At 28.5% G+C, this 23,362-nt stretch carries 24 protein-coding genes; all 24 read left to right on the top strand.

Features of this window, described 5'->3' with window-relative positions:
• The first annotated feature begins 34 nt into the window (after positions 1–34).
• Positions 35–1,126 carry a stage II sporulation protein P gene (locus tag ACYUDJ_RS14620; protein WP_003483957.1) on the top strand — a complete coding sequence of 364 codons (1,092 nt, stop codon included), beginning with the start codon at positions 35–37 and terminating at the stop codon, positions 1,124–1,126.
• Between the two features lie 70 nt (positions 1,127–1,196).
• Positions 1,197–1,592, top strand: coding sequence for a hypothetical protein (locus ACYUDJ_RS14615; protein WP_003483958.1), 396 nt, complete (start codon positions 1,197–1,199; stop codon positions 1,590–1,592).
• Positions 1,593–1,732: 140 nt separating this feature from the next.
• Positions 1,733–3,541 carry a translation elongation factor 4 gene (gene lepA, locus ACYUDJ_RS14610; RefSeq protein ID WP_043032239.1) on the top strand — a complete coding sequence of 603 codons (1,809 nt, stop codon included), beginning with the start codon at positions 1,733–1,735 and terminating at the stop codon, positions 3,539–3,541.
• Positions 3,542–3,567: 26 nt separating this feature from the next.
• The gene (gene hemW / locus ACYUDJ_RS14605) at positions 3,568–4,710 is read left to right on the top strand and encodes a radical SAM family heme chaperone HemW (RefSeq protein WP_042384395.1); all 1,143 of its coding nucleotides are present in this window, start codon (positions 3,568–3,570) and stop codon (positions 4,708–4,710) included.
• A gap of 200 nt (positions 4,711–4,910) precedes the next feature.
• Positions 4,911–5,942: a heat-inducible transcriptional repressor HrcA gene (hrcA, locus tag ACYUDJ_RS14600; RefSeq protein WP_003483966.1), complete on the top strand. Its 1,032-nt coding sequence runs from the start codon at positions 4,911–4,913 to the stop codon at positions 5,940–5,942.
• Positions 5,943–5,972: 30 nt separating this feature from the next.
• Entirely contained in the window at positions 5,973–6,608 is a 636-nt protein-coding gene (grpE, locus tag ACYUDJ_RS14595) for a nucleotide exchange factor GrpE (protein ID WP_003483968.1), read from the top strand.
• Between the two features lie 54 nt (positions 6,609–6,662).
• The gene (gene dnaK, locus ACYUDJ_RS14590) at positions 6,663–8,534 is read left to right on the top strand and encodes a molecular chaperone DnaK (RefSeq protein ID WP_003483970.1); all 1,872 of its coding nucleotides are present in this window, start codon (positions 6,663–6,665) and stop codon (positions 8,532–8,534) included.
• Between the two features lie 142 nt (positions 8,535–8,676).
• Positions 8,677–9,822, top strand: a complete 1,146-nt coding sequence (gene dnaJ / locus ACYUDJ_RS14585) for a molecular chaperone DnaJ (protein ID WP_003483972.1) — start codon at positions 8,677–8,679, stop codon at positions 9,820–9,822.
• A 360-nt stretch (positions 9,823–10,182) separates the two neighbouring features.
• Complete coding sequence (gene prmA, locus ACYUDJ_RS14580; RefSeq protein WP_460289654.1) at positions 10,183–11,121, top strand: 50S ribosomal protein L11 methyltransferase; 939 nt, start codon at positions 10,183–10,185, stop codon at positions 11,119–11,121.
• A gap of 96 nt (positions 11,122–11,217) precedes the next feature.
• Positions 11,218–11,976 carry a 16S rRNA (uracil(1498)-N(3))-methyltransferase gene (locus tag ACYUDJ_RS14575; protein ID WP_042384401.1) on the top strand — a complete coding sequence of 253 codons (759 nt, stop codon included), beginning with the start codon at positions 11,218–11,220 and terminating at the stop codon, positions 11,974–11,976.
• The gene (mtaB, locus tag ACYUDJ_RS14570) at positions 11,976–13,274 is read left to right on the top strand and encodes a tRNA (N(6)-L-threonylcarbamoyladenosine(37)-C(2))-methylthiotransferase MtaB (RefSeq protein WP_003483975.1); all 1,299 of its coding nucleotides are present in this window, start codon (positions 11,976–11,978) and stop codon (positions 13,272–13,274) included. Before ACYUDJ_RS14575 ends, mtaB begins: the two co-directional genes overlap by 1 nt.
• Before the next feature lie 56 nt (positions 13,275–13,330).
• The gene (locus tag ACYUDJ_RS14565; RefSeq protein ID WP_042384404.1) at positions 13,331–13,675 is read left to right on the top strand and encodes a histidine triad nucleotide-binding protein; all 345 of its coding nucleotides are present in this window, start codon (positions 13,331–13,333) and stop codon (positions 13,673–13,675) included.
• A gap of 136 nt (positions 13,676–13,811) precedes the next feature.
• Complete coding sequence (gene rpsU, locus ACYUDJ_RS14560) at positions 13,812–13,988, top strand: 30S ribosomal protein S21 (RefSeq protein ID WP_003357777.1); 177 nt, start codon at positions 13,812–13,814, stop codon at positions 13,986–13,988.
• Positions 13,989–14,030: 42 nt separating this feature from the next.
• Positions 14,031–14,477 carry a GatB/YqeY domain-containing protein gene (locus ACYUDJ_RS14555; RefSeq protein WP_003483978.1) on the top strand — a complete coding sequence of 149 codons (447 nt, stop codon included), beginning with the start codon at positions 14,031–14,033 and terminating at the stop codon, positions 14,475–14,477.
• 116 nt (positions 14,478–14,593) lie between these two features.
• Positions 14,594–14,890, top strand: coding sequence for a sporulation protein YqfC (yqfC, locus tag ACYUDJ_RS14550; RefSeq protein ID WP_003483979.1), 297 nt, complete (start codon positions 14,594–14,596; stop codon positions 14,888–14,890).
• A complete protein-coding gene (gene yqfD / locus ACYUDJ_RS14545; RefSeq protein ID WP_080333574.1) occupies positions 14,880–16,040 on the top strand; it encodes a sporulation protein YqfD in 1,161 nt (386 codons plus the stop codon). Before yqfC ends, yqfD begins: the two co-directional genes overlap by 11 nt.
• Before the next feature lie 22 nt (positions 16,041–16,062).
• Positions 16,063–18,150: an HD family phosphohydrolase gene (locus ACYUDJ_RS14540; protein ID WP_003483983.1), complete on the top strand. Its 2,088-nt coding sequence runs from the start codon at positions 16,063–16,065 to the stop codon at positions 18,148–18,150.
• Entirely contained in the window at positions 18,147–18,647 is a 501-nt protein-coding gene (ybeY, locus tag ACYUDJ_RS14535) for an rRNA maturation RNase YbeY (RefSeq protein ID WP_003483984.1), read from the top strand. The genes ACYUDJ_RS14540 and ybeY overlap by 4 nt, the downstream gene beginning before the upstream one ends.
• Positions 18,648–18,687: 40 nt before the next feature.
• On the top strand, positions 18,688–19,386 hold the full coding sequence (locus ACYUDJ_RS14530) for a diacylglycerol kinase (protein WP_003483985.1): 699 nt from the start codon (positions 18,688–18,690) through the stop codon (positions 19,384–19,386).
• Positions 19,387–19,469: 83 nt separating this feature from the next.
• Positions 19,470–19,868 carry a cytidine deaminase gene (locus ACYUDJ_RS14525; RefSeq protein ID WP_003483986.1) on the top strand — a complete coding sequence of 133 codons (399 nt, stop codon included), beginning with the start codon at positions 19,470–19,472 and terminating at the stop codon, positions 19,866–19,868.
• A 15-nt stretch (positions 19,869–19,883) separates the two neighbouring features.
• Positions 19,884–20,774 (top strand): GTPase Era, encoded by an 891-nt coding sequence (gene era / locus ACYUDJ_RS14520; protein WP_003483987.1) that lies wholly within the window; start codon positions 19,884–19,886, stop codon positions 20,772–20,774.
• Between the two features lie 21 nt (positions 20,775–20,795).
• Entirely contained in the window at positions 20,796–21,539 is a 744-nt protein-coding gene (gene recO / locus ACYUDJ_RS14515; RefSeq protein WP_042384410.1) for a DNA repair protein RecO, read from the top strand.
• 2 nt (positions 21,540–21,541) lie between these two features.
• Positions 21,542–22,162, top strand: a complete 621-nt coding sequence (locus tag ACYUDJ_RS14510; RefSeq protein ID WP_003483989.1) for a DUF4342 domain-containing protein — start codon at positions 21,542–21,544, stop codon at positions 22,160–22,162.
• Positions 22,163–22,672: 510 nt separating this feature from the next.
• A complete protein-coding gene (locus ACYUDJ_RS14505; RefSeq protein WP_003483990.1) occupies positions 22,673–23,314 on the top strand; it encodes a helix-turn-helix transcriptional regulator in 642 nt (213 codons plus the stop codon).
• Positions 23,315–23,362 lie beyond the last annotated feature (48 nt).

Below are 23,362 nucleotides of genomic sequence, written 5' to 3'. Positions count from 1 at the left end.
AAAATTATATATAAGCAGAATAGGGGGAGGAAAAATGAATTACAAAAGTATAAAGCCAAAAACAAATCAAAGTCATGGGAAAACATGGATAATTATATTCATGATATTAATTTTTTTTGTAGGAACAGTGCCCTGTGTGGCAAAAGCAAAGTCAAAAGTTAATTTTAATAAGAGAAATATGTTTTATGTCCAAATATTAAACTATGCTATGCCTACAGTAAAGGCTATTTCCTTTAATGAAGAAGATATGGCAGAAAATAAGTTCAGTTTTAAAAATCTTGTACTTCAGATGATAGGATTAAATATACATAATCCTATATCTTTAGTAGAAAAAGAAATGCCTGTTTTATGCCTTAATTCTTCAAAAGAAGATACGAAGGATAAAAGTATGGCATTAGACCCTTTTAAATTAGAAGAAAAAGAAGTATCAAAATATAAAGCAGAAGAAATGAAAGATGGAAAAGAAGATTTGAATTTGGAAAATAAAGTAGTAAATGTTCAAGAACCCAAATTAAAAAAGAAATTAAATCCTAAAAAACCAGAGGTGCTAATATATCATACTCATACTACAGAAAGTTACAAGCCTGGAGAAGCAAGTAATTTTGATAATGATAAAAATGTTTGTGCAGTAGGACAGGAACTGGCAAAAGAGCTTATGGACAATTATGGTATAAATACATTACATGATAAAACTGTACATGACGCTCAGGCCTATACACAAAGTTATGCAAGATCATCAGTTACAGTGGATAAGCAGCTAAAACAACATGGTGATTTTAAACTTATAATAGACCTACATAGAGATGCTGGGAGTAATAAAAAGGCTTTTGTAACAAAATTAAATGGAGAAAATGTAGCAAAATTTATGATGGTAATGGCAAAAAAGAATCCTCACTTTAATAAAAATAATAATATGGCTACAAATATAATGAATACTTCCAATAAATTATTTCCGGGATTTTGTAAGGGGATATATTATTATAACTATGGCACAAGATATTTTAATCAAGATAAAAGTAACAATGCAGTTTTAATAGAAGTAGGTGCAGATATAAACACTACAGGGGAGTCAAAAGCTTCAGCAAAATATTTAGCTAGAATTATTGCAGAATGTTTAAATAAATAACAAAATTGAATAAATATAGAAAAAATAGTACATCCTTATAGTAAGAATAAAAAAGGGGTGTACTTTTTTTATGGAAATAATAAAAAAGAAAAGAAAATTTAAATTAAATTGGAACAAATATAAGACAGTTATATTATTAAGTTTTTTAATAGCTGCAAGTGGATTTTTTATGGTAAGCAATACTATGCCTAAATTTGTAAAGGATAGGTCAAAGGTAGCTATTTATTTTACTAAAAGGCCTTTGGATATTAGATTTAGAACTGAAAACTATACAGTTTATATAAATGAAAAAATTTTAAATGATATAGGAGATAAAACCTATAAAACCTTCAATAATATGAAAAATTCTACAAGTAATTTTGTTAACAATATTAATAAAAGTCACAGTTTAAATAAAATAGGTAATGTGTTTTATAAAATAAAAGAGGAAGTGCTAGGAGTTTTTAATGGAAGAGGTGTAAAATAATAATAAAGAAGTAGAGATTTTCCCTTTTAGTTGACATATCACCGGAGTTTTATGTTATAATTTACAGTGATTATTTTTACAATTTTCGAGTTGAAAGTTTGTTATTAAAAACCTATATGTTATTTGGGGGTAAAGATATAATGCAAAGTGAAAGACAAAAATATATAAGAAATTTTTCAATAGTAGCACACATAGATCATGGAAAATCTACATTAGCAGATAGATTGATAGAAGCAACAGGAACACTTACAGAAAGAGAAATGGATACTCAAGTATTGGATAATATGGATTTAGAGAAAGAAAGAGGAATAACTATAAAGTCTCAAGCTGTAAGATTAATTTATAAAAGGGATACTGGGGAAGAATATACACTTAATCTAATAGATACTCCAGGACATGTAGATTTTAACTACGAAGTTTCTAGAAGTCTAGCAGCCTGTGAGGGAGCTATACTAGTAGTAGATGCTACACAAGGCATACAAGCTCAAACATTAGCTAATTGTTATTTAGCCTTAGATAATGATTTGGAAATAGTTCCGGTAATAAACAAAATAGATTTGCCAAGTGCTAGACCAGAAGAAGTAAAACATGAAATAGAAGATGTAATAGGTATAGAAGCGGAAGATGCACCTTTAGTTTCAGCTAAAACAGGATTAAACATAAAAGATGCACTAGAAGCTATAGTAGAAAAAGTACCAGCACCAGAAGGAGATGAAAAAGCCCCTTTAAAGGCTCTTATATTTGATTCATACTATGATAGTTATAAAGGTGTAGTTTGTCATATAAGAGTAAAAGAGGGCACAATAAAAGAGGGTACAGAAATAAAACTTATGAATACAGGAAAGGTTTATGAAGTAGTAGAGGTAGGAGTTTTTGTACCAAACTATATGCCCGTAGATGAATTAAAAGCAGGAGATGTTGGATATGTAACTGCATCAATTAAAAATGTTAGAGATGCCAGAGTAGGAGATACTATAACAGAGGCTAAGAGACCTGCTAATGAAGCGTTATCAGGATATAGACCTGCAGTGCCAATGGTATTCAGTGGGATATACCCAGTAGATGGAGCCAAATATGAAGAATTAAAAGAAGCCTTAGAAAAGCTTCAAGTAAATGATGCAGCATTGTCTTTTGAACCAGAAACTTCTATAGCCTTAGGTTTTGGATTTAGATGTGGATTTTTAGGTCTTTTACATATGGATATAATACAAGAAAGATTAGAAAGAGAATTTAATTTAGATATTATAACCACAGCGCCATCTGTTATATATAAAATAACAAAAACGGATGGAACTTTAATAGAGTTAACAAATCCAACTAATATGCCAAGTCCTTCAGAAATAAAGCTTATGGAGGAACCTATAGTTAAGTCATCTATAATAACACCATCAGATTACGTTGGTGCAGTTATGGATTTAGCTCAAAACAGAAGAGGAATATTTAAAGATATGCAATATTTAGATACTACTAGAGTATCTTTAAATTACGAGATCCCTTTAAATGAAATAATTTATGACTTTTTCGATGCTTTAAAATCAAGGACAAGAGGTTATGCCTCCTTTGACTATGAATTAATAGGATATAAAGATGCGGATCTTGTTAAACTAGATATATTATTAAATGCGGATATTGTAGACGCTTTATCTATGATAGTGCCAAGAGAAAGAGCCTATGCTAAGGGAAGAAATATGGCCCAAAAACTAAAGGAAATAATACCAAGGCAAATGTTTGAAATACCAATACAAGCAGCAGTAGGAGCTAAAATAATAGCTAGAGAAACAATAAAAGCTATGAGAAAAGACGTTCTTGCAAAATGTTATGGTGGAGATATCTCAAGAAAAAGAAAACTTTTAGAAAAACAAAAAGAAGGAAAGAAAAGAATGAGACAAGTGGGATCTGTAGAAGTACCACAGGAAGCATTTATGGCAGTATTAAAAACAGAGGAATAATAATATATAACTTAGGAGTGTTAGTTTTGGATAGAGAGGATAAAAACAAGGAAGTTTCACTGTATATACATATACCTTTTTGTATGCAAAAATGTTTATATTGTGATTTTACATCTTATGGTAAAAAAGAAGATCTAATGATGGACTATATTAAAGCCCTCTCTAAAGAAATTGTTGATAATACAAAAAATAAGATAATAAAAACAATATTTATAGGTGGGGGTACCCCCACCTATTTATCTTTAGAGGCTTTAAATATTTTAAAAGATACCTTAAAAACTATAGATAAAAAAGAAAATATAGAATTTACAGTAGAGGGTAATCCGGGAACTTTTACAGAGAAAAAACTAAAACTACTAAAATCAATGGGAGTAAATAGATTAAGTATAGGACTTCAAAGTTCTAAAAATACCCTATTAAAAACATTAGGTAGAATTCATAGTTTTGAAGATTTTGTACATAGCTTTAAAATGGCTAGAAAGGAAGGATTTAATAACATAAATGTAGATTTAATGTTTGCTCTTCCAAATCAAAGTTTAGATGATTGGAAGGAGACTTTGCTAGAAGTAGTAGATTTAAATCCAGAACATTTATCCTGTTATAGTTTAATAATTGAAGAGGGAACAAGTTTTTATAATTTATATAAAAACTCATTGCTAAAACTTCCTAAAGAAGAAGAAGAAAGAAAAATGTATGAGTATTGTATTGATTTTTTGAAAGAAAAAGGGTATTTACAGTATGAAATTTCAAATTTTGCTAACCCTAATAAAGAGTGTAAACACAATTTAGTGTATTGGGATTTGGAAGAATATATAGGTTGTGGAGTAGGGGCTCATTCTTATATAAATAATCAAAGATATGAAAATACTAATTCCATAGAAACATATATAAAAGAAATAAATTCTAATAATATTACTCAGATAAATTTTCATATTAATTCACAAAAAGAAAATATGGAAGAGTTTATGTTTATGGGACTTAGAAAGACAAAAGGTATATGTATGGATGATTTTCAGGAAAGATTTGGTCAAAATATAATAGACATATATGGAAGTGTAATCAATAAATATAAAAAATTAAATTTATTAATGGAAAAGGAAAGCAGGATATATTTATCTAAAGAGGCTGTAAGTATTTCAAATACTATACTTTCCGATTTTTTATTATAAGAGTTAAAAGAAAAATAAAGAAATTCTAAGAAAAAGTGAGATTTTAAAAAATTAATATAAGTTTTTTCAAAATATAAAGGTTAAACAAAGTTAAATATCAAATAGATAGGTTGACAAATAATTTGTACAATGTTAGATTTTAATCATAGTAATTAGCACTCATTGCTAGTGAGTGCTAATAAAAGAGGTGTCAATATGATATGGATGAGAGAAAAATCAGGATACTTCAAGCTATAATAAAAGATTATATTAATAGTGGAGAACCCGTTGGATCAAGAACTATTGCTAAAAAATATGATTTAGGAGTAAGTTCAGCAACTATAAGAAATGAGATGGCAGACCTAGAAGATATGGGATATTTAGAACAGATTCATAGTTCATCTGGAAGAAAACCATCAGATAAAGGCTATAGACTATATGTAGATAAGCTTATGACATTAACAGCTCTAACAGAGCAGGAAAAAATGCTCATAAAAGATCAAGCTATAGATTCAGCCTTATATGAAATAGATAAAACCATAAGACACTCTATAAGTATATTATCTGAAATAACTAAATTAACTTGTTTAGTAAAGACTCCATCTATGATAAAAAGTAGATTAAAATCAATACAAATAATTAAGGTTGATAAGTATAATTTATTATTGATTGTTATAACAGATAATGCCATGATAAAAAATACACTATTAAGAGTAACAAAAGAAATAGATGAAGGCTCCTTAATAAAAATAAATAATTTATTAAACCAAAAATTAAAAGGACTAAGTCTAAGAGAAGTAAATTTAGAATTATTAAATGAATTAAAAAAAGAAATGATAGGATATGGTGATATATTAAAAAATATTTTATCCTCCATATATGAAGCACTTACGGATATAGAGGATGCAGAAATATATATGGAAGGAACCACAAATATATTCAATTATCCTGAATACAATGATGTAGATAGAGCTAAAGAATTTCTATCTATGTTAAATGATAGAGAAAAGGTAGAAGAATTATTATATGTAGATTCTGATATTGCTGTAAAAATAGGAAAAGAAAATTTTGTAGAAGATGCAAAACAATGTAGTGTTATTTCAGCAGTATATAGTATAGGAAAGACACCCATAGGAACTATAGGAGTTATAGGACCTACAAGAATACCTTATGAAAAAATAATATCAGCTGTGGCTACAATAGTTAAGGCAATAAATGATACCTTAACTGATGACAAAAATATTCATAAATAACAAGCGGATAGATAGAATGGAGGTATATAATTGGAAAAAGAATGCAAGGATGCTAAACATATTAACATGGAAGAGGATTGCTGCTGCTCTAATAAAGAGAGTGAAAATAAAGAAGAAGATAAAGGCAAAGAAGAGGACTTAGAGTTTGAAGAAATAGAAAAAGAAGAAATAATAGAAGACTCTAATGAAGCAAAGATAAAGGAATTAGAAGATATGAAAAATAAATTAAAAGAAGAAAATAAAAAATTAGAAAATCAGATGGAAGAAATAAAGGAAAGATTAGTAAGAACAGTAGCAGAATATGATAATTTTAGAAAAAGAACAGCTAAAGAAAAAGAAGATTTATATGTTAGTGCCTGTGAAGATGTTTTAAAAGAGCTTCTTCCAGTTTTAGATAACTTAGAAAGAGCAGCAACTGTAGAAGGCTCTGTAGAAGATATTAAAAAAGGAATAGATATGACTGTTAAACAGTTTGAAACTTCTTTAGAAAAATTAGGAGTAGAAGAAATATCTACAGAAGTTGCTTTTGACCCTAATATTCATAATGCAGTAATGCATGTGGAGGATTCCAATTGTGGAGAAAAGGAAATAGTAGAAGTATTCCAAAAGGGATATAAAAAGGGTGAAAAAGTTATAAGATATAGCATGGTAAAAGTAGCAAACTAGATAAAAATTTATTATAAAAACCTAACAAATTACAAACTAGGAGGGAATATTAAAATGGCAAAAATAATCGGAATTGACTTAGGAACAACAAATTCTTGTGTATCAGTTATGGAAGGTGGAGAACCAGTAGTTATACCAAATGCGGAAGGTTCAAGAACAACTCCTTCAGTAGTATCTTTCCAAGCTAATGGAGAAAGATTAATAGGTCAAGTAGCAAAAAGACAAGCTATTACAAATCCAGAAAAGACTATAATTTCTATAAAAAGATATATGGGAACAGATCATAAGGTTAATATAGATAACACAGAATATACACCACAACAAATATCAGCTATGGTACTTCAAAAATTAAAAGCAGATGCAGAGGCGTATCTTGGAGAAAAAGTAACTCAAGCAGTTATAACAGTGCCAGCTTATTTTAATGATAGTCAAAGACAAGCGACAAAGGATGCTGGAAAAATAGCTGGACTTGAAGTTTTAAGAATAATAAATGAACCAACAGCTGCATCATTAGCTTATGGTTTAGATAAAATGGATACAAATGAAAAAATATTAGTTTATGACCTAGGTGGTGGTACTTTTGACGTATCGATATTAGAACTAGGTGATGGAGTATTCGAAGTTAAGGCTACTAATGGAGATACAAAATTAGGTGGAGATGACTTTGACCAAAAATTAATAGATTATATAGCTGAAACATTTAAAGCTGAAAATGGAATAGATTTAAGAAATGATAAAATGGCTATACAAAGATTAAAAGAAGCTGCAGAAAAAGCTAAAATAGAATTATCATCAGCAACACAAACAAATATAAATTTACCATTTATAACAGCAGATGCAACAGGTCCAAAACACATAGACATGAACTTAACAAGAGCTAAATTCAATGAATTAACTCATGATTTGGTACAACGTACATTAGAACCAATTAAAAAATCATTAGAAGGTTCAGGATATGCAATGTCTGATATAGATAAAATAATAATGGTTGGTGGATCAACAAGAATACCAGCTGTTCAAGATGCAGTTAAAGACTTCACAGGAAAAGAATTAAGTAAAGGGGTTAACCCAGACGAAGTTGTTGCAATGGGTGCTGCTATTCAGGCAGGAGTTTTAACAGGAGAAGTTAAGGATGTATTACTTTTAGATGTTACTCCATTAACACTAGGAATAGAAACATTTGGAGGAGTTTCAACTACGTTAATAGAAAAAAATACAACAATACCTACAAGAAAGAGCCAAGTATTTTCTACAGCAGCAGACGGTCAAACATCAGTTGAAATACACGTAGTACAAGGTGAAAGATCAATGGCAGCTGATAACAAGACATTAGGAAGATTTACTTTATCAGGGATAGCTCCAGCTCCAAGAGGAATACCTCAAATAGAAGTAACTTTTGATATAGATGCTAATGGGATAGTTAATGTATCTGCTAAGGATAAAGGAACAGGAAAAGAAGCTAATATAACAATAACAGCTTCAACAAATTTAACAGATGATGAAATAGAAAAAGCTGTAAATGAAGCTAAGAAATTTGAAGCAGAAGATAAAAAGAGAAAAGAATCTATAGAAATTAAAAACAATGCAGATCAAATAGTATATCAAACAGAAAAAACATTAACTGATTTAGGAGATAAAGTGTCAGCTGAAGATAAAGCTACTATAGAAGAAAAAGTAAAAGCAGTTAAAGATGTTAAAGAGGGAGAAGATTTAGAAGCTATTAAGAAAGCAACTGAAGATTTAACTCAAACATTCTATGGAATATCTTCAAAGATATATCAACAAGCTAACCCAGAAGGAGCTCAAGGTGCAGGTTTTGATCCTAATAATATGGGTGGAGCAAATGCGGGCAATGCTTCAGCAGAAAATGACAAAAAAGATGATAATGTAGTAGATGCAGATTTTAAAGTTGAAGATGATAAATAAAAAATAAATGACAAATACTAAAAAATTGTATAATATATAATAGGTATGACTTAAGGGAGGGAGTTTGTACTCCTCCCTTAATTTAAGTACAAAAACAATTTTAAATTACATTCAATTAGATATTAGGTGGTGAAAAAGAGGAATGCCAAGCAAGGATTATTATGCATTACTTGGATTAGAAAAAGGTGCTAGTGAAGAAGACATAAAAAAAGCTTTTAGAAAATTAGCTATAAAATATCATCCGGATAAAAACAAAGGTAACAAAGAGGCTGAAGAAAAATTTAAAGAAATAAATGAAGCTTATCAGGTACTTTCAGATCCTCAAAAGAAAGCTCAATATGATCAATTCGGAACTACAGATTTTAATGGAGCAGGGGGATTTGATCCATCAGGCTTTGGAGGTTTCGATTTTTCAGATATGGGAGGCTTTGGAGATATATTTGATTCCTTCTTTGGAGGGGGATTTTCTTCTGGTGGGAGAAGAAAAAATGGACCTCAAAGAGGTGCGGATATAGAAACTGCTATTAATTTAACCTTTGAAGAAGCGGTATTCGGAGCGGAAAAAGAAATATCTGTAAATAAACATGAAAATTGTGATAATTGTAATGGAACTGGTGCAAAACCAGGAACAAGTGCAAAAACTTGCGATAAATGTGGTGGCACTGGAAGAATTAGAATTCAAAAGAACACTATATTAGGAAGCATGGTAACAGAAACTTCCTGTGACAAATGTGGTGGGAATGGAAAAGTTATAGAAAATCCATGTAATAAGTGCCATGGAAAAGGAAAAATTAGAAAAAATAAAAAGATTAAAGTTAAAATACCAGCAGGGGTAGATACAGGAAATGTTATTCCACTAAGAGGTCAAGGTGAACCAGGAAATAATGGAGGACCAACAGGAGACTTATATATAAATATAAGAGTAGATTCCCACCCTACCTTTAAGAGAAAAGGCTTTGATGTTTATATAGAAAAGCATATAAGTTTTGCTCAAGCTGCTTTAGGTGTTGAGATAAAAGTACCTACAGTAGATGGAGATGTTAAATACGAAGTACCAGCGGGAACGCAACCAGGGACTGTATTTAGGTTAAAAGGTAAGGGAGTACCAAGAATAAATAGTACAGCTAGAGGAAATCAATATGTTACTATAATAGTAGATATACCAAAGAAATTAAATAACAAGCAAAAGGAAGCCCTAGCTATGTATATGGATGCTAGTGGAGAAACTGTAGAAGGAAAAGAAAAGGATACTATTTTTGAAAAGATAAAAAAAGGATTCAAAGATTAATATAAGGAAAGTGCAGTGCACTTTCCTTATATTTTGTGGTGGATTTTCAGATTTTTAGGTATAATATATTAATAGTGTTAGAGAAAATTTTATCCGATGACTACCCGCTCTAATACTCCCATCTTTTTCAAAGTGGGAGTAGAGAGCGGCTACGTCCCTGGATAACGATTTCCCCTAAAGGATAACGACTTCTAAGGAGTAAAACTCCTAAGAATTCTGTTAATAAGCTTTAGGGGGAGTGAAAACTCCCTCTGAAACCAAGAACTATGTTTATGAAGTGATTTTTAGTTTCACAAGTAGAGTTTGCTTAAAAGGAATAGTTGGCTAATAATAGCTTTTTATTTTAAGGAGGAATTTTTTATGGATAAAGAATGGTTAGAGGTTTGTATATATACAAGTAGCGAGGCTTTGGAAGCTATATCAGGCATATTATACAATACAGGTGTAAAAGGAGTTTCAATAGAAGATCCTAAGGATATTGAGTTTAAAAAGAAGCATCCTAGAGATTGGGATTATTTTGATGAAACTTTATTAACAGTTAAGGATACTGCTATAGTAAAGGGATATTACAAAGAGGATGATAAGTTTAATGAGTATTTAGATTACATAAAAGAATCTATAAGTAACTTAGGTCAATTTGGGATAGACAAAGGGGAAGGGTTAGTAGAAGTTCACAAGGTAAATGAAGAAGATTGGGAAAATAATTGGAAAAAATATTATAAACCAACTAAGGTTTCAGATAAAATAGTTATAAAACCTATTTGGGAAAATTATGATAAAAAAGAAGAGGAAATAATAGTACAGTTAGATCCAGGTATGGCTTTTGGTACAGGAACTCATGAAACCACAAGAATGTGTATAAATGCTTTAGAAAAATACATAAAAGAGGATAAAACTGTGTTTGATATAGGTTGTGGATCTGGAATACTATCTATAGCATCAGCAAAATTAGGGGCTAAACATGTAATAGGTGTAGATTTGGATCCAGTAGCTGTTAAATCCTCTAAAGAAAATATTAAATATAATAATTTAGACAACATAGAAATATTAGAAGGTAATTTAATGGAAGTAGTAGAGGGCAGAGCAAATATAGTAGTAGCTAATATAATAGCAGATGTCATAATATTTTTAACAGAAGGTGTTAAAGCGTTTATAGAAAAAGACGGGTATTTTATAGCTTCTGGTATAATAAATTCAAGAAAAGAGGATGTTATTAAAAAGTTAGAAGAAACAGGTTTTGTAATAGAAGAAGTAAAAGAAGAGGGAGAATGGGTTTGTATAGTATCTAAAATAAACTAAAATTATTTTAATAATTTTATAAAAAGTGTATTTTAGAATATAAAAATTTGTATTTGGGGTTCCCTTTACAAAAAAATATTAAAGTAGGTGATTATTGTGCATAAATTTTTTGTGCCCGCTGAAAATATAATTGATAAAAAGGCTATAATTGATGGTGATGATGTTAAACATATATATAAGGTATTAAGGTTAGAATGTGGAGATTCTATAAACATAAATAATTGCCAGGGAAAAGAATATAAAGGTAAAATAGAAAGTATAGATAAAAAATCTGTTGTTGTAAAAATATTAGAGCAGGTTAAAGTAAATAATGAAAGCCCTTTAAATATTTATTTATATCAAGGTCTTCCTAAATCTACCAAAATGGATTTGATAGTTCAAAAGTCTACTGAATTAGGTATAAAAGAAATAATACCTATTATAACAGAAAGAGTTGAGATTAAAACTTCATTAAAGGAATTTAAAAAATTAGATAGATGGAATAGAATTGCACTTGAAGCATGTAAACAATGTAAAAGATCTTTAATTCCAAGTGTTAGAGAACCCTTAAAATTTAATGATTTGTTGGAAGAGATAAAGGACATGGATTTAATAATTGTGCCTTATGAAAGTAAAGAAAACTATGGTATAAAATCTCTTATAAAAAATATACAATATGAAAAAGAAAATATTAAAAACATAGGTATAATAATAGGACCAGAAGGTGGCTTTGAAGAAAGTGAAATAAGACTTTTAGAAGAAATAAAAGCTCAGATAGTAACTTTAGGACCTAGAATATTTAGAACAGAAACAGCAGGTATAGTATGTGCTTCAATAATTTCATATGAATTAGGAGATTTAGGAGGAAATATATAATGAAAGTTGCTTTTTCTACATTAGGATGTAGGGTAAATGTATATGAAACAGAAGCTATGACAGAAAAATTTATAAAACAAGGCTATGAAGTAGTGGATTTTAATGAAGTGGCTGATGTATATGTAATAAATACTTGTACTGTAACTAATATGGGTGATAAAAAATCAAGACAGATGATAAGTAGAGGAAGAAGACAAAATTCTAAGGCTATAATTGCAGTAGTAGGTTGTTATTCTCAAATAGCTCCAGAAGAAGTAGCCAAAATAGAGGGCGTAGATGTAGTTTTAGGTACTAGAAATAAAGGTGATATAGTTTATTGGATAAATAGAGCTATGGAAGAAAAAAATCAAGTCATAGAAGTTAAAGATGTTCTTAGAAACAAAGAATTTGAAGAATTAAATATAGAAGAGTATAGGGATAAAACTAGAGCCTTTTTAAAAATACAGGATGGATGTAATAGATTTTGTTCTTATTGCTTGATACCTTTTGCAAGAGGAGCTGTATGTAGTAAAAAACCGGAAAAGGTTATGGAAGAGGTTAGAAAACTTTCTAAACATGGATTTAAAGAAATAATTTTATCCGGAATAGATATAGCTTCTTATGGTTTTGATTTAGAAGGAAAGTACAATTTAACATCTATATTAGAAGATATAGATAAAGTAGAAGGTATTGAAAGAATAAGAATAGGTTCAATAGACCCAACCTTTTTTACAGAAGAAGAAATAATAAGAATAAGTAAATTAAAAAAATTCTGTCCACATTTCCATTTATCTCTTCAAAGTGGATGTAACGAAACCTTAAAAAGAATGAATAGAAAATATACTGTAGAGCAGTATAAAGAGATAGTATATAATTTAAGAACAAACATAGAAGCTGTTTCTATAACTACAGATATAATAGTAGGATTTCCAGGAGAAACAGAAGAAGAGTTTAATAAAACCTATGAATTTTTAAAAGACATAAAACTATCTAAAATGCATGTATTTAAATTCAGTCCAAGAAAAGCTACTAGAGCAGAGAAAATGGAGAATCAAGTAGATGGTAACATAAAAGAAGAAAGAAGTAATAAAATAATAAATTTAGATAAAGCTCTTGAAAAAGAATTTATGAATAAATTTATTGAAAAAGAAATGCTAGTATTATATGAGCAGGAAACTAAAGAAAAAGGAATTTTTGAAGGGTATACTCCAAACTACATAAAGATATATGCTAAAAGCTTAAAAGATATTACTGGAGAAATAATAAGTACCAAACTGAAAGAAGTTTCTAAGGATTTTATTAAGGGAGAAATTTATTAGAGTAGAAGGATTTTTAATCTATTTATTGAATATTTCACTTAATGGGAGGTGATATAATGGAAAATTGTATTTTTTGTAAAATATTAAGGGGAGAAATACCAAGTTCTAAAGTATATGAAGATGAATTAGTATATGCTTTTAATGATATAGATCCAGTGGCACCACATCATATTCTTATAATCCCTAAAGAACATATAAGTTCTTTAAATGATTTAACAGAAGAAAATAGCAAGGTTATAAGTCATATATTTATGGTAGCTAAAAAATTAGCTAAGGATCTTAATATATCAGAAGAAGGCTTTAGAGTAGTTTCGAACTGTGGTGAATCAGCAGGACAGACTGTTTTTCACATACATTTTCACTTAATTGCAGGTAGGAATTTACAATGGCCTCCAGGTTAAAAAAACTTATTAAAGTTAGAATATTAAGTTGTTGACAGTTTCCCAAAATATGTTGTATAATAGCTAGTGTGTTATTTAGCCCGCAATTAACTGCTTTGTTTTTACTAAATTGAACTAGCGGAGGGAGGGAGAAAACATGTCAGAAATAAAAGTTGGAGAAAACGAATCATTAGAAAACGCATTAAGAAGATTTAAGAAAAAATGTGCAAGAGCTGGTGTTTTATCTGAAGTAAGAAAAAGAGAACACTACGAAAAGCCAAGTGTAAAGAAAAAAAAGAAATCTGAAGCTGCAAGAAAGAGAAAATTCAAGTAGTTACAATTAATAGATTTCTTTGAAAGAGGGTATTAGATAATAATGTCTCTTAAGGAAACACTACAAGACCACTGGAAACAAGCCTTAAAAGCTAAAGAGAAAGAGAAAGCTAATACTATAAGTATGGTTAGAGCTGCTATTCTTTTAGCAGAAAAAAATTCAGGGAAAACTCTTGAAGATTCAGAAATAATTGATATTTTATCTAAAGAGATAAAACAGCGCAAAGAAGCGTTAGAAGACTTCAAGAAGGGAAACAGACAAGACTTAGTAGATGCAACTAATTTTGAAATAGAAGTTTTGCTAAAATACCTTCCTCAGCAGTTGACAGAAGAGGAAATTACAGAAATAATTGAAAAAGCAGTTAATGAAACTGGTGCAAATAGCATGAAACATATGAAAAATGTCATGAGTATAGTTATCCCTAAAACTAAAGGTAGAGCAGATGGTAAACTTGTAAGTGAAAAAGTAAAAAATATATTGAGTAAATAGTAAAAGCTGAGTAAAACTCAGCTTTTTATATTATATACATAGACTCATATTTGTCATTTATTAAAAAATGCTTTCATAAATTAATATGAAAGTATTTTTTTTATTTGAGGTGAAAAATGAGTAAAAAATTTTATAATGCAAGGGAAACTGTAGCGGAAAAGTTAGATCTACCAAGAGATATAATTTTAAATCAACCAAAGATAATAGTTACAGGCAATGAGGAAATAACTATAGAAAATCATAGAGGAGTAGTTGTTTTTGAAGAAAAGGTAGTGAAAATTAATTCTGGATCTGGATTGATATCTATTTATGGAAAAGATTTTGAGATATTGTTTATGGGGGGAAGTACTATTACTTTAGGAGGAAAATTTAAATCTATAGAATATGAAGGGTCTGAAACAAATGAAGTTTGATAAGTATAAAAATGCTACTATGACTATAGAAATTCAATCTATGATACCAGAGAGATTTATTAACCTTTTATGGAGAAATGGTGTAAAAGTTAAAAATGTAGTTAAGATAAATGTAACTACATTTGTTTTGAATATAGACTTAAAAGATTATGCTGTTATGGATGATATAGCTAGGAGAACAGGAACAAAAGTAAAAATAGTAAAAAGAAAAGGAATCTCTTTTTTAGTTTTATTTTTAAAAAGAAGATTTTCATTAGTAATAGGTATATTTATTTTTTCTTTTATAATATATTTTATGTCTACATTCATATGGGATATAGATATAACATCAACTAATGGCGTGACACCCTATGAAATAAGACAACAATTAAAACAATATGGAGTAAAGCCTGGAATAAATAAAAATGCTATAGATGTTTATAAGATAGAAGAAAAATTGGTTAAAGATATAGACAATATAATGTGGGTAAAAGCTAGAATTGAAGGAGGGAAACTTGTAATAAAGGCTGAAGAGAGGCAGTCTCCTCCAATTATAGTTAAGGAGGATGAACCTTGTGATTTAGTAGCTAAAAAGGATGGTGAAATACAAAGGGTATATACTACTTCAGGAAGTGCTATAGTACAAAATGGAGACATAGTAAAAAAAGGTGATATTTTAATTAAAGGTGAACAGGGAAAAGAAGGCGAAACTTATGAAGTTCATTCAGAAGGAAAGGTTTTTGCTAGAACTTTTTATGAAGAAATTAAAACCATAAATACCTATAGAATAAAAAGAAAAAGAACGGGTAAAAAAATAGAGAGGATATATATTAATTTTAAGGGGAAAAAACTATATTTGAAAAAAACTATCAATAAATTTAAAAAATATGATAGAATAGAAAATAATAAGCTGTTTATAACAAAGGAAACATTATATGAAGTGAAAGAAACAAAAGAAGATATTAATTTGAAAAAAACTATAGATGAGGAAAATGAAAAAATCTATAAAAATATAACTAAAAACTTAGATAAATCTGTTAAGATTGTAGATAAAATTACGAATTACTCTCCAGAAGGAGAGAGCTGTAAAATTAGAATGCTAATTATAGCAGAAGAAGATATAGCTGTTCCACAAAAGATAGAAATTACGGATAAAGAAGAAGACAGCTAAAATAAAGGTGGTATTATAATATATGAAAAAAATTACCATGGAAGAAATAAAAAAGGATAATAAACTAAAGAGAGTATTAGTTTTTTTTATTACATTTTTATTTATGTATGTGGTGCTTGTTACATCTTTTGTTACAAAAAAATATGACCTACAAGAGGGTGATATAGCTAAAGTTGATATAAAAGCCCCAAGAGAAATAAAGGATGAAGTATCTACAAAAGCTAGACTTCAACAAGCTTTAGAGGCAGTTCCTATACAGTATACTAAAAGGACAGAAGTTAAAACAGAAATTTTAAATGAAGTAAATAGTTTTTTTTCACAGGTAGATTCTCTAAAAGATAAAAGAATAGATGAAAAGCAAAAGGTTCAACAATTAGATCAAAATGGAAAAATAAATATATCAGAAAGAGAATTAAGCCAAATATTAAATTTAGATAAAGCAGAACTTAAATCCCTGCAGGATGTGCTTATTAAAGTTATATCTGATGTTTATGAAAATGTAAATATAAGTGATGATTCTCAAAAGGATAATGCACAGGATATAAAAAAAGCACAGGAGTATGTGTACTCAAAAATAAAAATGTCTAAAATAACAAATTCTTTAAGGCAATTAGCAATAAATATAGCTTATTCAGAAATAAAGCCTAATTTTTATTATGATAAAGAAAAAACAGAAGAATTAAAGAAGGAAACTTTAAAAAATACTCCACCGGTTATGATAAAAAAAGATCAAACAATAGTTAAAGAAGGAGAACCAGTATCTAAATATCAATTAGACTTGTTAAAGGATGTAGGCTTATTAAATAATAATAATAATTTTGAGTGGTATATTTTTATTGGATTAGGAGTTCTAATAGCTTTAGTACTTTTTATACAGTATGTATATATATATAAATTTTATAATGAAGTGTTTAATGAGTTAAATAGTTTGGTTTTAATAAGTTTAAATAATTGTATAGCAATACTTTTAGCTAGGAGTATGTATACAATATCACCTTTTTTAATTCCTTTAGCATCTATACCTATGATATTGACTTTATTACTAAATTATAAAATATCTTTATTCACTAGTCTTGTAAACTGTATTTTAATAGCCGTAGCAGTAAATTTTGAAGTAGAAATTATTTTAATAGCTATAATGAGTGCTGTTTTAGGTTCTACTATATTAAGAAAGATGCAAGAAAGAAATGATATACTGTATGCATCATCTTATATAGCTATTATAAATGTAATACTTACTTTTTCAGCAGGCTTTCTTTTAAGTAATAGTGTTATAGATGTAAGTAAAAAAGCATTATTTACTCTTATAGGAGGGGTATTATCAGCCATATTAACCATAGGACTTCTTCCTTTATTTGAAAATTTATTTGGTATAGTTACTACTATTAAACTTTTAGAACTTTCAAATCCTAATAATCCATTACTTAAGAAGTTATTATTAGAGGCGCCAGGAACTTATCATCACAGTATATTAGTAGGCAACTTAGCTGAGGTTGCAGCAGAAGTTGTAAATGGAAATCCAGTGTTAGCTAGAGTATCTGCGTATTATCATGATATAGGGAAGACTAAAAGACCTTATTTCTTTAAAGAAAATCAAATAGGTAAAGAAAATCCTCATGGTAAAATATCTCCTAATTTAAGTACCTTAATAATTACTTCTCATGTAAAGGATGGGTTAGAATTAGCGAAGGAATATAAAATACCTAAAGTTATACAGGATATAATACAACAACATCATGGTACATCTTTAGTAAAATATTTTTATATAACTATGAAAAACAATAGTGAAAGACCTGAAGATGTAAATGAAGAAGATTTTAGATATCCAGGTCCTATACCTAAAAGTAAAGAAGCTGCTATAATAATGCTAGCAGATGGGGTGGAAGCTGCTGTAAGATCTATAAATGAACCAACTAAGGGTAAAATAGAAGAAATGGTAAATAAAATAATAAAGGCAAGATTGGATGAAGGACAGTTAGATGATTGTGATCTTACATTAAAAGAAATAGGACTAATAAGAGATGCTTTTTTAAAGGTTCTTATAAGTATATATCACCAAAGAATAGAATATCCAGAGGATAAATGGATAAAAGATAGGAGGATAAAATGATATATATAGATAATAGACAGGATGAAATCAAAGTAAATGAAGAGTTTGAAAATAAGATAAAAGAAATAATAGACTATGCATTAAAAGAGGAAAGGGTAAATATAGATTATGAAATAAGTGTAGTGTTTATAGATAACAACAGTATAAAAGAAATAAATAAAGACTATAGAAATATAGATAAGGTTACAGATGTATTATCTTTCCCAATGTTAGATTATGAAGAAGGAAAAGTTTTTAAAGATATATATTTAAACTATGAATTTGATGAAAGTGATCTAGATGAAGGAAATTTAGTTTTAGGTGATATAGCTCTTTCTTTAGAGAAAGCAGAAGAGCAAAGTAAAGAATTTGAGCACAGTTTTTTAAGAGAAACTTGTTATTTAACAATACATTCAGTACTGCATCTTCTAGGATATGACCATATAAAAGAAGATGAAAAAGCTATAATGAGACAGAGAGAAGAAGAAATATTAAAAAACTTTAATTTACAAAGGTAAAAATTCATTTGTTTTAACCTGTAAAGGATGGTGTTTAGCCATGAAAGTAAATAAACTTTTGGATAGTTTTAATTATGCTATAGATGGAATAATACATGCAGTTAGAACCCAAAGGAATATGAGAATACATATGCTCTCTGCTCTTTTGGTTTTAACTGCCTGTTTTTTCTATGATTTATCAAAGATAGAATTGGTAGTTGTATGTATAACAATAACCTTAGTTATTTTTGCGGAACTTATGAATACTGCTATAGAATTTGCGATAGATGCTACTACGAATTATTATCATCCCTTAGCTAAGGTTTCTAAAAATGTAGCAGCAGGAGCAGTTTTATTAACAGCTATAAATGCAGTAGTAGTTGGTTATATTATATTTTGGGATAAACTAAAATATATAAATTTCGTTTTAATAACTAAAATAAAAAATTCAAATCCTTATGCTATATTTATTATATTAGCTATAGTTTGTATAGTTACGGTAGTGGTAAAAGCCATATATGGTGAAGGAACTCCTTTAAAGGGAGGAATGCCCAGTGGACATAGCACCATGGCATTTTCTATAGCCACAATAATAGCTCTTATAACTAAGGAATTTCCTGTAGTTATGTTAAGTTATTTTTTAGCTTTTATAGTAGCTCAAAGTAGAGTTGATTCAGAAGTCCATTCTATATTAGAGGTAATAGTGGGAGCTTTATTTGGAATTTTATTTACTACGCTTTTATATAAAATATTTGGATAGTTGAAATAATGTAAAATAATGCTATAATTTATTTACACAATGATTTGTAGAGTAAATAGTTTATCCAAACAGGAGGATTTATAATGAAATATGACGAAATTATAAAAAAAGCAATAGAAGCCAGAGAAAATGCTTACGTTCCTTACTCAAAATTTAAAGTAGGAGCAGCTTTATTAACAGAAGATGATACAATATATACAGGATGTAACATAGAGAATGCCTCTTATGGTGCTACAAATTGTGCAGAAAGAACAGCTATATTTAAAGCTATATCAGAAGGACATAAGAAAATAAAAGCCATTGCAGTGGTAGGAAGTTTTGAAGAATATACTTATCCATGTGGTATATGTAGGCAGGTTATAAGTGAATTTGCAAATGGAAATATAGACATAATAATAGTAAAAGATAAAAATAATTATGAAATAAAGAAACTAGATGAAATTTTACCAGGAGCCTTTACTAAAAAAGATTTAATAAAATAGACGAGGAGATAAAATATGTTTAAATCAGGATTCGTAACCATAGTAGGAAGACCTAATGTAGGAAAATCAACGTTGTTAAATGCCATAATGAAAGAGAAACTTTCTATAGTTTCATGCAGACCTCAGACCACAAGAAATAATATACAAACCATATTAACAGAAGATAATTACCAACTTGTATTTGTTGATACGCCAGGAATACACAAACCTAAGCATAAGCTAGGAGAATACATGGTAAAATCAGCATCAGATGCTATGAAAGATGTAGATTTAGTACTTTTCTTAATAAATCCAGATGAAAAACCTGGCAGGGGAGATTTGTTTATAATAGAACAATTAAAAGAAGTAAAAGTACCAGTATTTTTAGTTTTAAATAAAATAGATGAAAATCCACAAGAAAAAGTAGCAGAAACTTTAAAAACATATTCAGAACTTATGGAGTTTCAAGAAATAATACCTATATCTGCTCTGAAAGGAAAAAATGTTGATTTACTTAAAGAATTAATGTTTAAATATATACCAGAGGGTCCACAATACTATCCAGAAGATATGATAATAGATCAAAATGAGAGGTTTATAGTGGCAGAGATAGTAAGGGAAAAAGCTTTAAGACTTTTATCAGAAGAAGTGCCTCATGGTATAGCTGTAGAAATACTTCAAATGAAGAAAAATGAAAAAGGCACTTATCATATAGAGGGTAATATATTATGTGAAAAGAATTCTCACAAACCTATAATTATAGGTAAAGGTGGCAGTAAATTAAAGAAAATATCTCAATATGCAAGACAGGATATAGAAGCTTTTCTTCAGAGCAAAGTATATATAAGACTTTGGGTTAAAGTAAAAGAAGAGTGGAGAGATAACCAAAGTTTGTTAAAAGAATTAGGTTATAAAAAAATGAAATAAATAATATAGGGAGTTGATTTTCTGTCACTATATAAAACTAGAGCTGTAGTAATAAAAACTCAAGAATTTAAAGAAGCAGATAAATTAGTTTGGTTATATACAGAAAAGTTAGGTAAAATAACTGCTATAGCAAAAGGTGCTAAAAAAAATAGAAGTAAATATTTATCTAATACATCACCCTTTTGCTATGGAGAATATGTATTATATAAAGGGAAAAGCTTATTTAATTTATCAGAAGTCCAGTTAATAGATTCATTTCAGGACTTTTTAAGGGATTTAGATACATTAACTTATGGATCTTATTTTTGTGAACTAATAGATATATGCACAGAAGAAAAAGAAAGCAATAGAGAATTATTTCAGGAGTTAGTTAAAAGTTTATTCTTAATGAAAAATAAAGTGATAGATATTGAGATTTTGGCTAGAGCTTTTGAAATGAAAGTATTAAAATACACCGGATATGCTTTAAATTTTAATTATTGCTTAGAGTGTGGAAGAAAAATAGAAACCTCAAATTATATAAGTTTGCAAAGTTTAGGTGGAATATGCAGTTATTGTAACAAGGCAAATGGTATAGGAGTAACTTATGCTACTTATAATATATTAAAATATATATATGAAACTCCATTAGAAGAGCTTTATAAGCTCTCTGTTCATACAGAAACTAAAAAAGATATTTATAAAATTTTAAATATCATAATAAATCAAAATTATTTGAAGAAACCTAAAAGTCTCCAAATATTAAATTATATAAAGGAGGAATAAAAATGGAAATAACATTAGAAAAAATTGATATCATAAGAGAAAGGACAGGAGCAACTTACACAGAGGCTAAAGAGGCCTTAGAGGCTTGTGAAGGAAATGTAGTGGATGCCTTAGTATACATGGAAAACAAAGTGAAAGAAGAAAAGGAAGAATTGTATACTACAAAAGATGAACTAGTAAAATGGATAAAAGATATTATAAAAAAGGGCAATATTACTAGAATAAAAGTGAAAAAAGAAGATAAAGTTATAGTAGACATACCAGTTAATGCTGGATTAGCAGCTACAGCTGCAGCAGCAATTATTTGGGCTCCTATATTATTAGCAGCTTTAGCAGCGGCTATAGTAACTAAAGTAACTATAGAAATAACAAAAGAAGATGGTAGCGTAGAAGTAGTTAATAAAATAATAAAAAGTACAGCTCAAGATATAAAAGAAAAAGTAGATTACACTACTTCTGATATAAAAGAAAAATTTTCTAATAAATTTGATAATGAATCAGATGGAGAAGATAATAATTTTTATAGTTATACCGTTAATTTTGAAGATGTAGAAAGTGAAGAAGATGATAATTGTAAAGAGTGCAAAAAAGAAGATTCTTCAGAAAAAAAAGAAGAACAATAATATAATAATTAATAAATAATATGAGGGTGTAAATTTATAAGAAAAAAATAAAAAACGCCTTGCTAAACAATAAGTTTTTATATTTGTAAAATTTTATTTGTAAAAGCTATACTGTTGCAAGGTGTTTTATCAATTTATAAGTGGGACATAAATTGATGCAGCAGTATAAAATAAGACCAGCCTTAATAATAAACAGTAAATTAAAGTAAATAATAATGTATAAGAGCATAAATGTTAATTATTATTTATATGTAAAATAACATATAAATATAAAAATTACATATTATAAAAATAATTATAATAAAAAGTATAACAAATTCCTCTGTAAAATGAAAAAATAAAAGAAATAAAGAAATATTGAGAAAGTATTAATAAGTATAACATAAATTTAAATAAATTAGCACAAATAAAGAAAAGTGATATACTATTTAGTCTGAATTAGTGATATAATATATATAGTTTAGTTTTATAATTTAAATGTTTAATATCTATTTATAATAAAGGAAGAGGGTGAAGGCAATTAAACTATCTGAAAGACAGGAACAAATAGTTGAACTAGTAAAAAATAATGAACCAATAACTAGTGAAAATTTAGCAGGGTGTTTAGGGGTAACAAGAGCAGCCCTAAGACCAGATTTAGCAATATTAACTATGATAGGGATATTAGAGGCAAAACCAAAGGTAGGATATATATATTCTCATAAGCCTTCATATAGTTTGCTACAAGACTATATAAATGACATAAAGGTTAAAGATATAATGTCTAAGCCTGTAATGGTGAATGAAAATACTACAGTATATGATTCAATATTACATTTATTTTTAAATGATGTAGGAACATTATTTGTTCACAATGAAGAAATATTAGTTGGAGCAGTATCTAGAAAGGACTTTCTTAAAGTTGCTATGGGTGGTACTGATATGCATAAGGTACCTGTAGGAATTATAATGACAAGAATGCCAAACATAGTATGTGTAAGCATAGAAGATTCTGCTTATTATGCAGCACAAAAGATAATAGAACATGAAGTAGACAGTTTGCCTGTAGTAGAAAAAGTAATAAAAAATAATGTAGAAGAATTTAAAATTATAGGAAAAGTATCAAAGACTAATATCACAAAGTTATTTGTAAAGGTTGGAGAAAAAGTTTAAAGTAAAAGTTTTAAACAGATAATTAATTATCTGAATATATAAATTAAA

The sequence above is a fragment of the Clostridium sp. CTA-6 genome (genome assembly GCF_054768115.1).
This window is presented reverse-complemented; position numbering and strand designations above follow the sequence as displayed.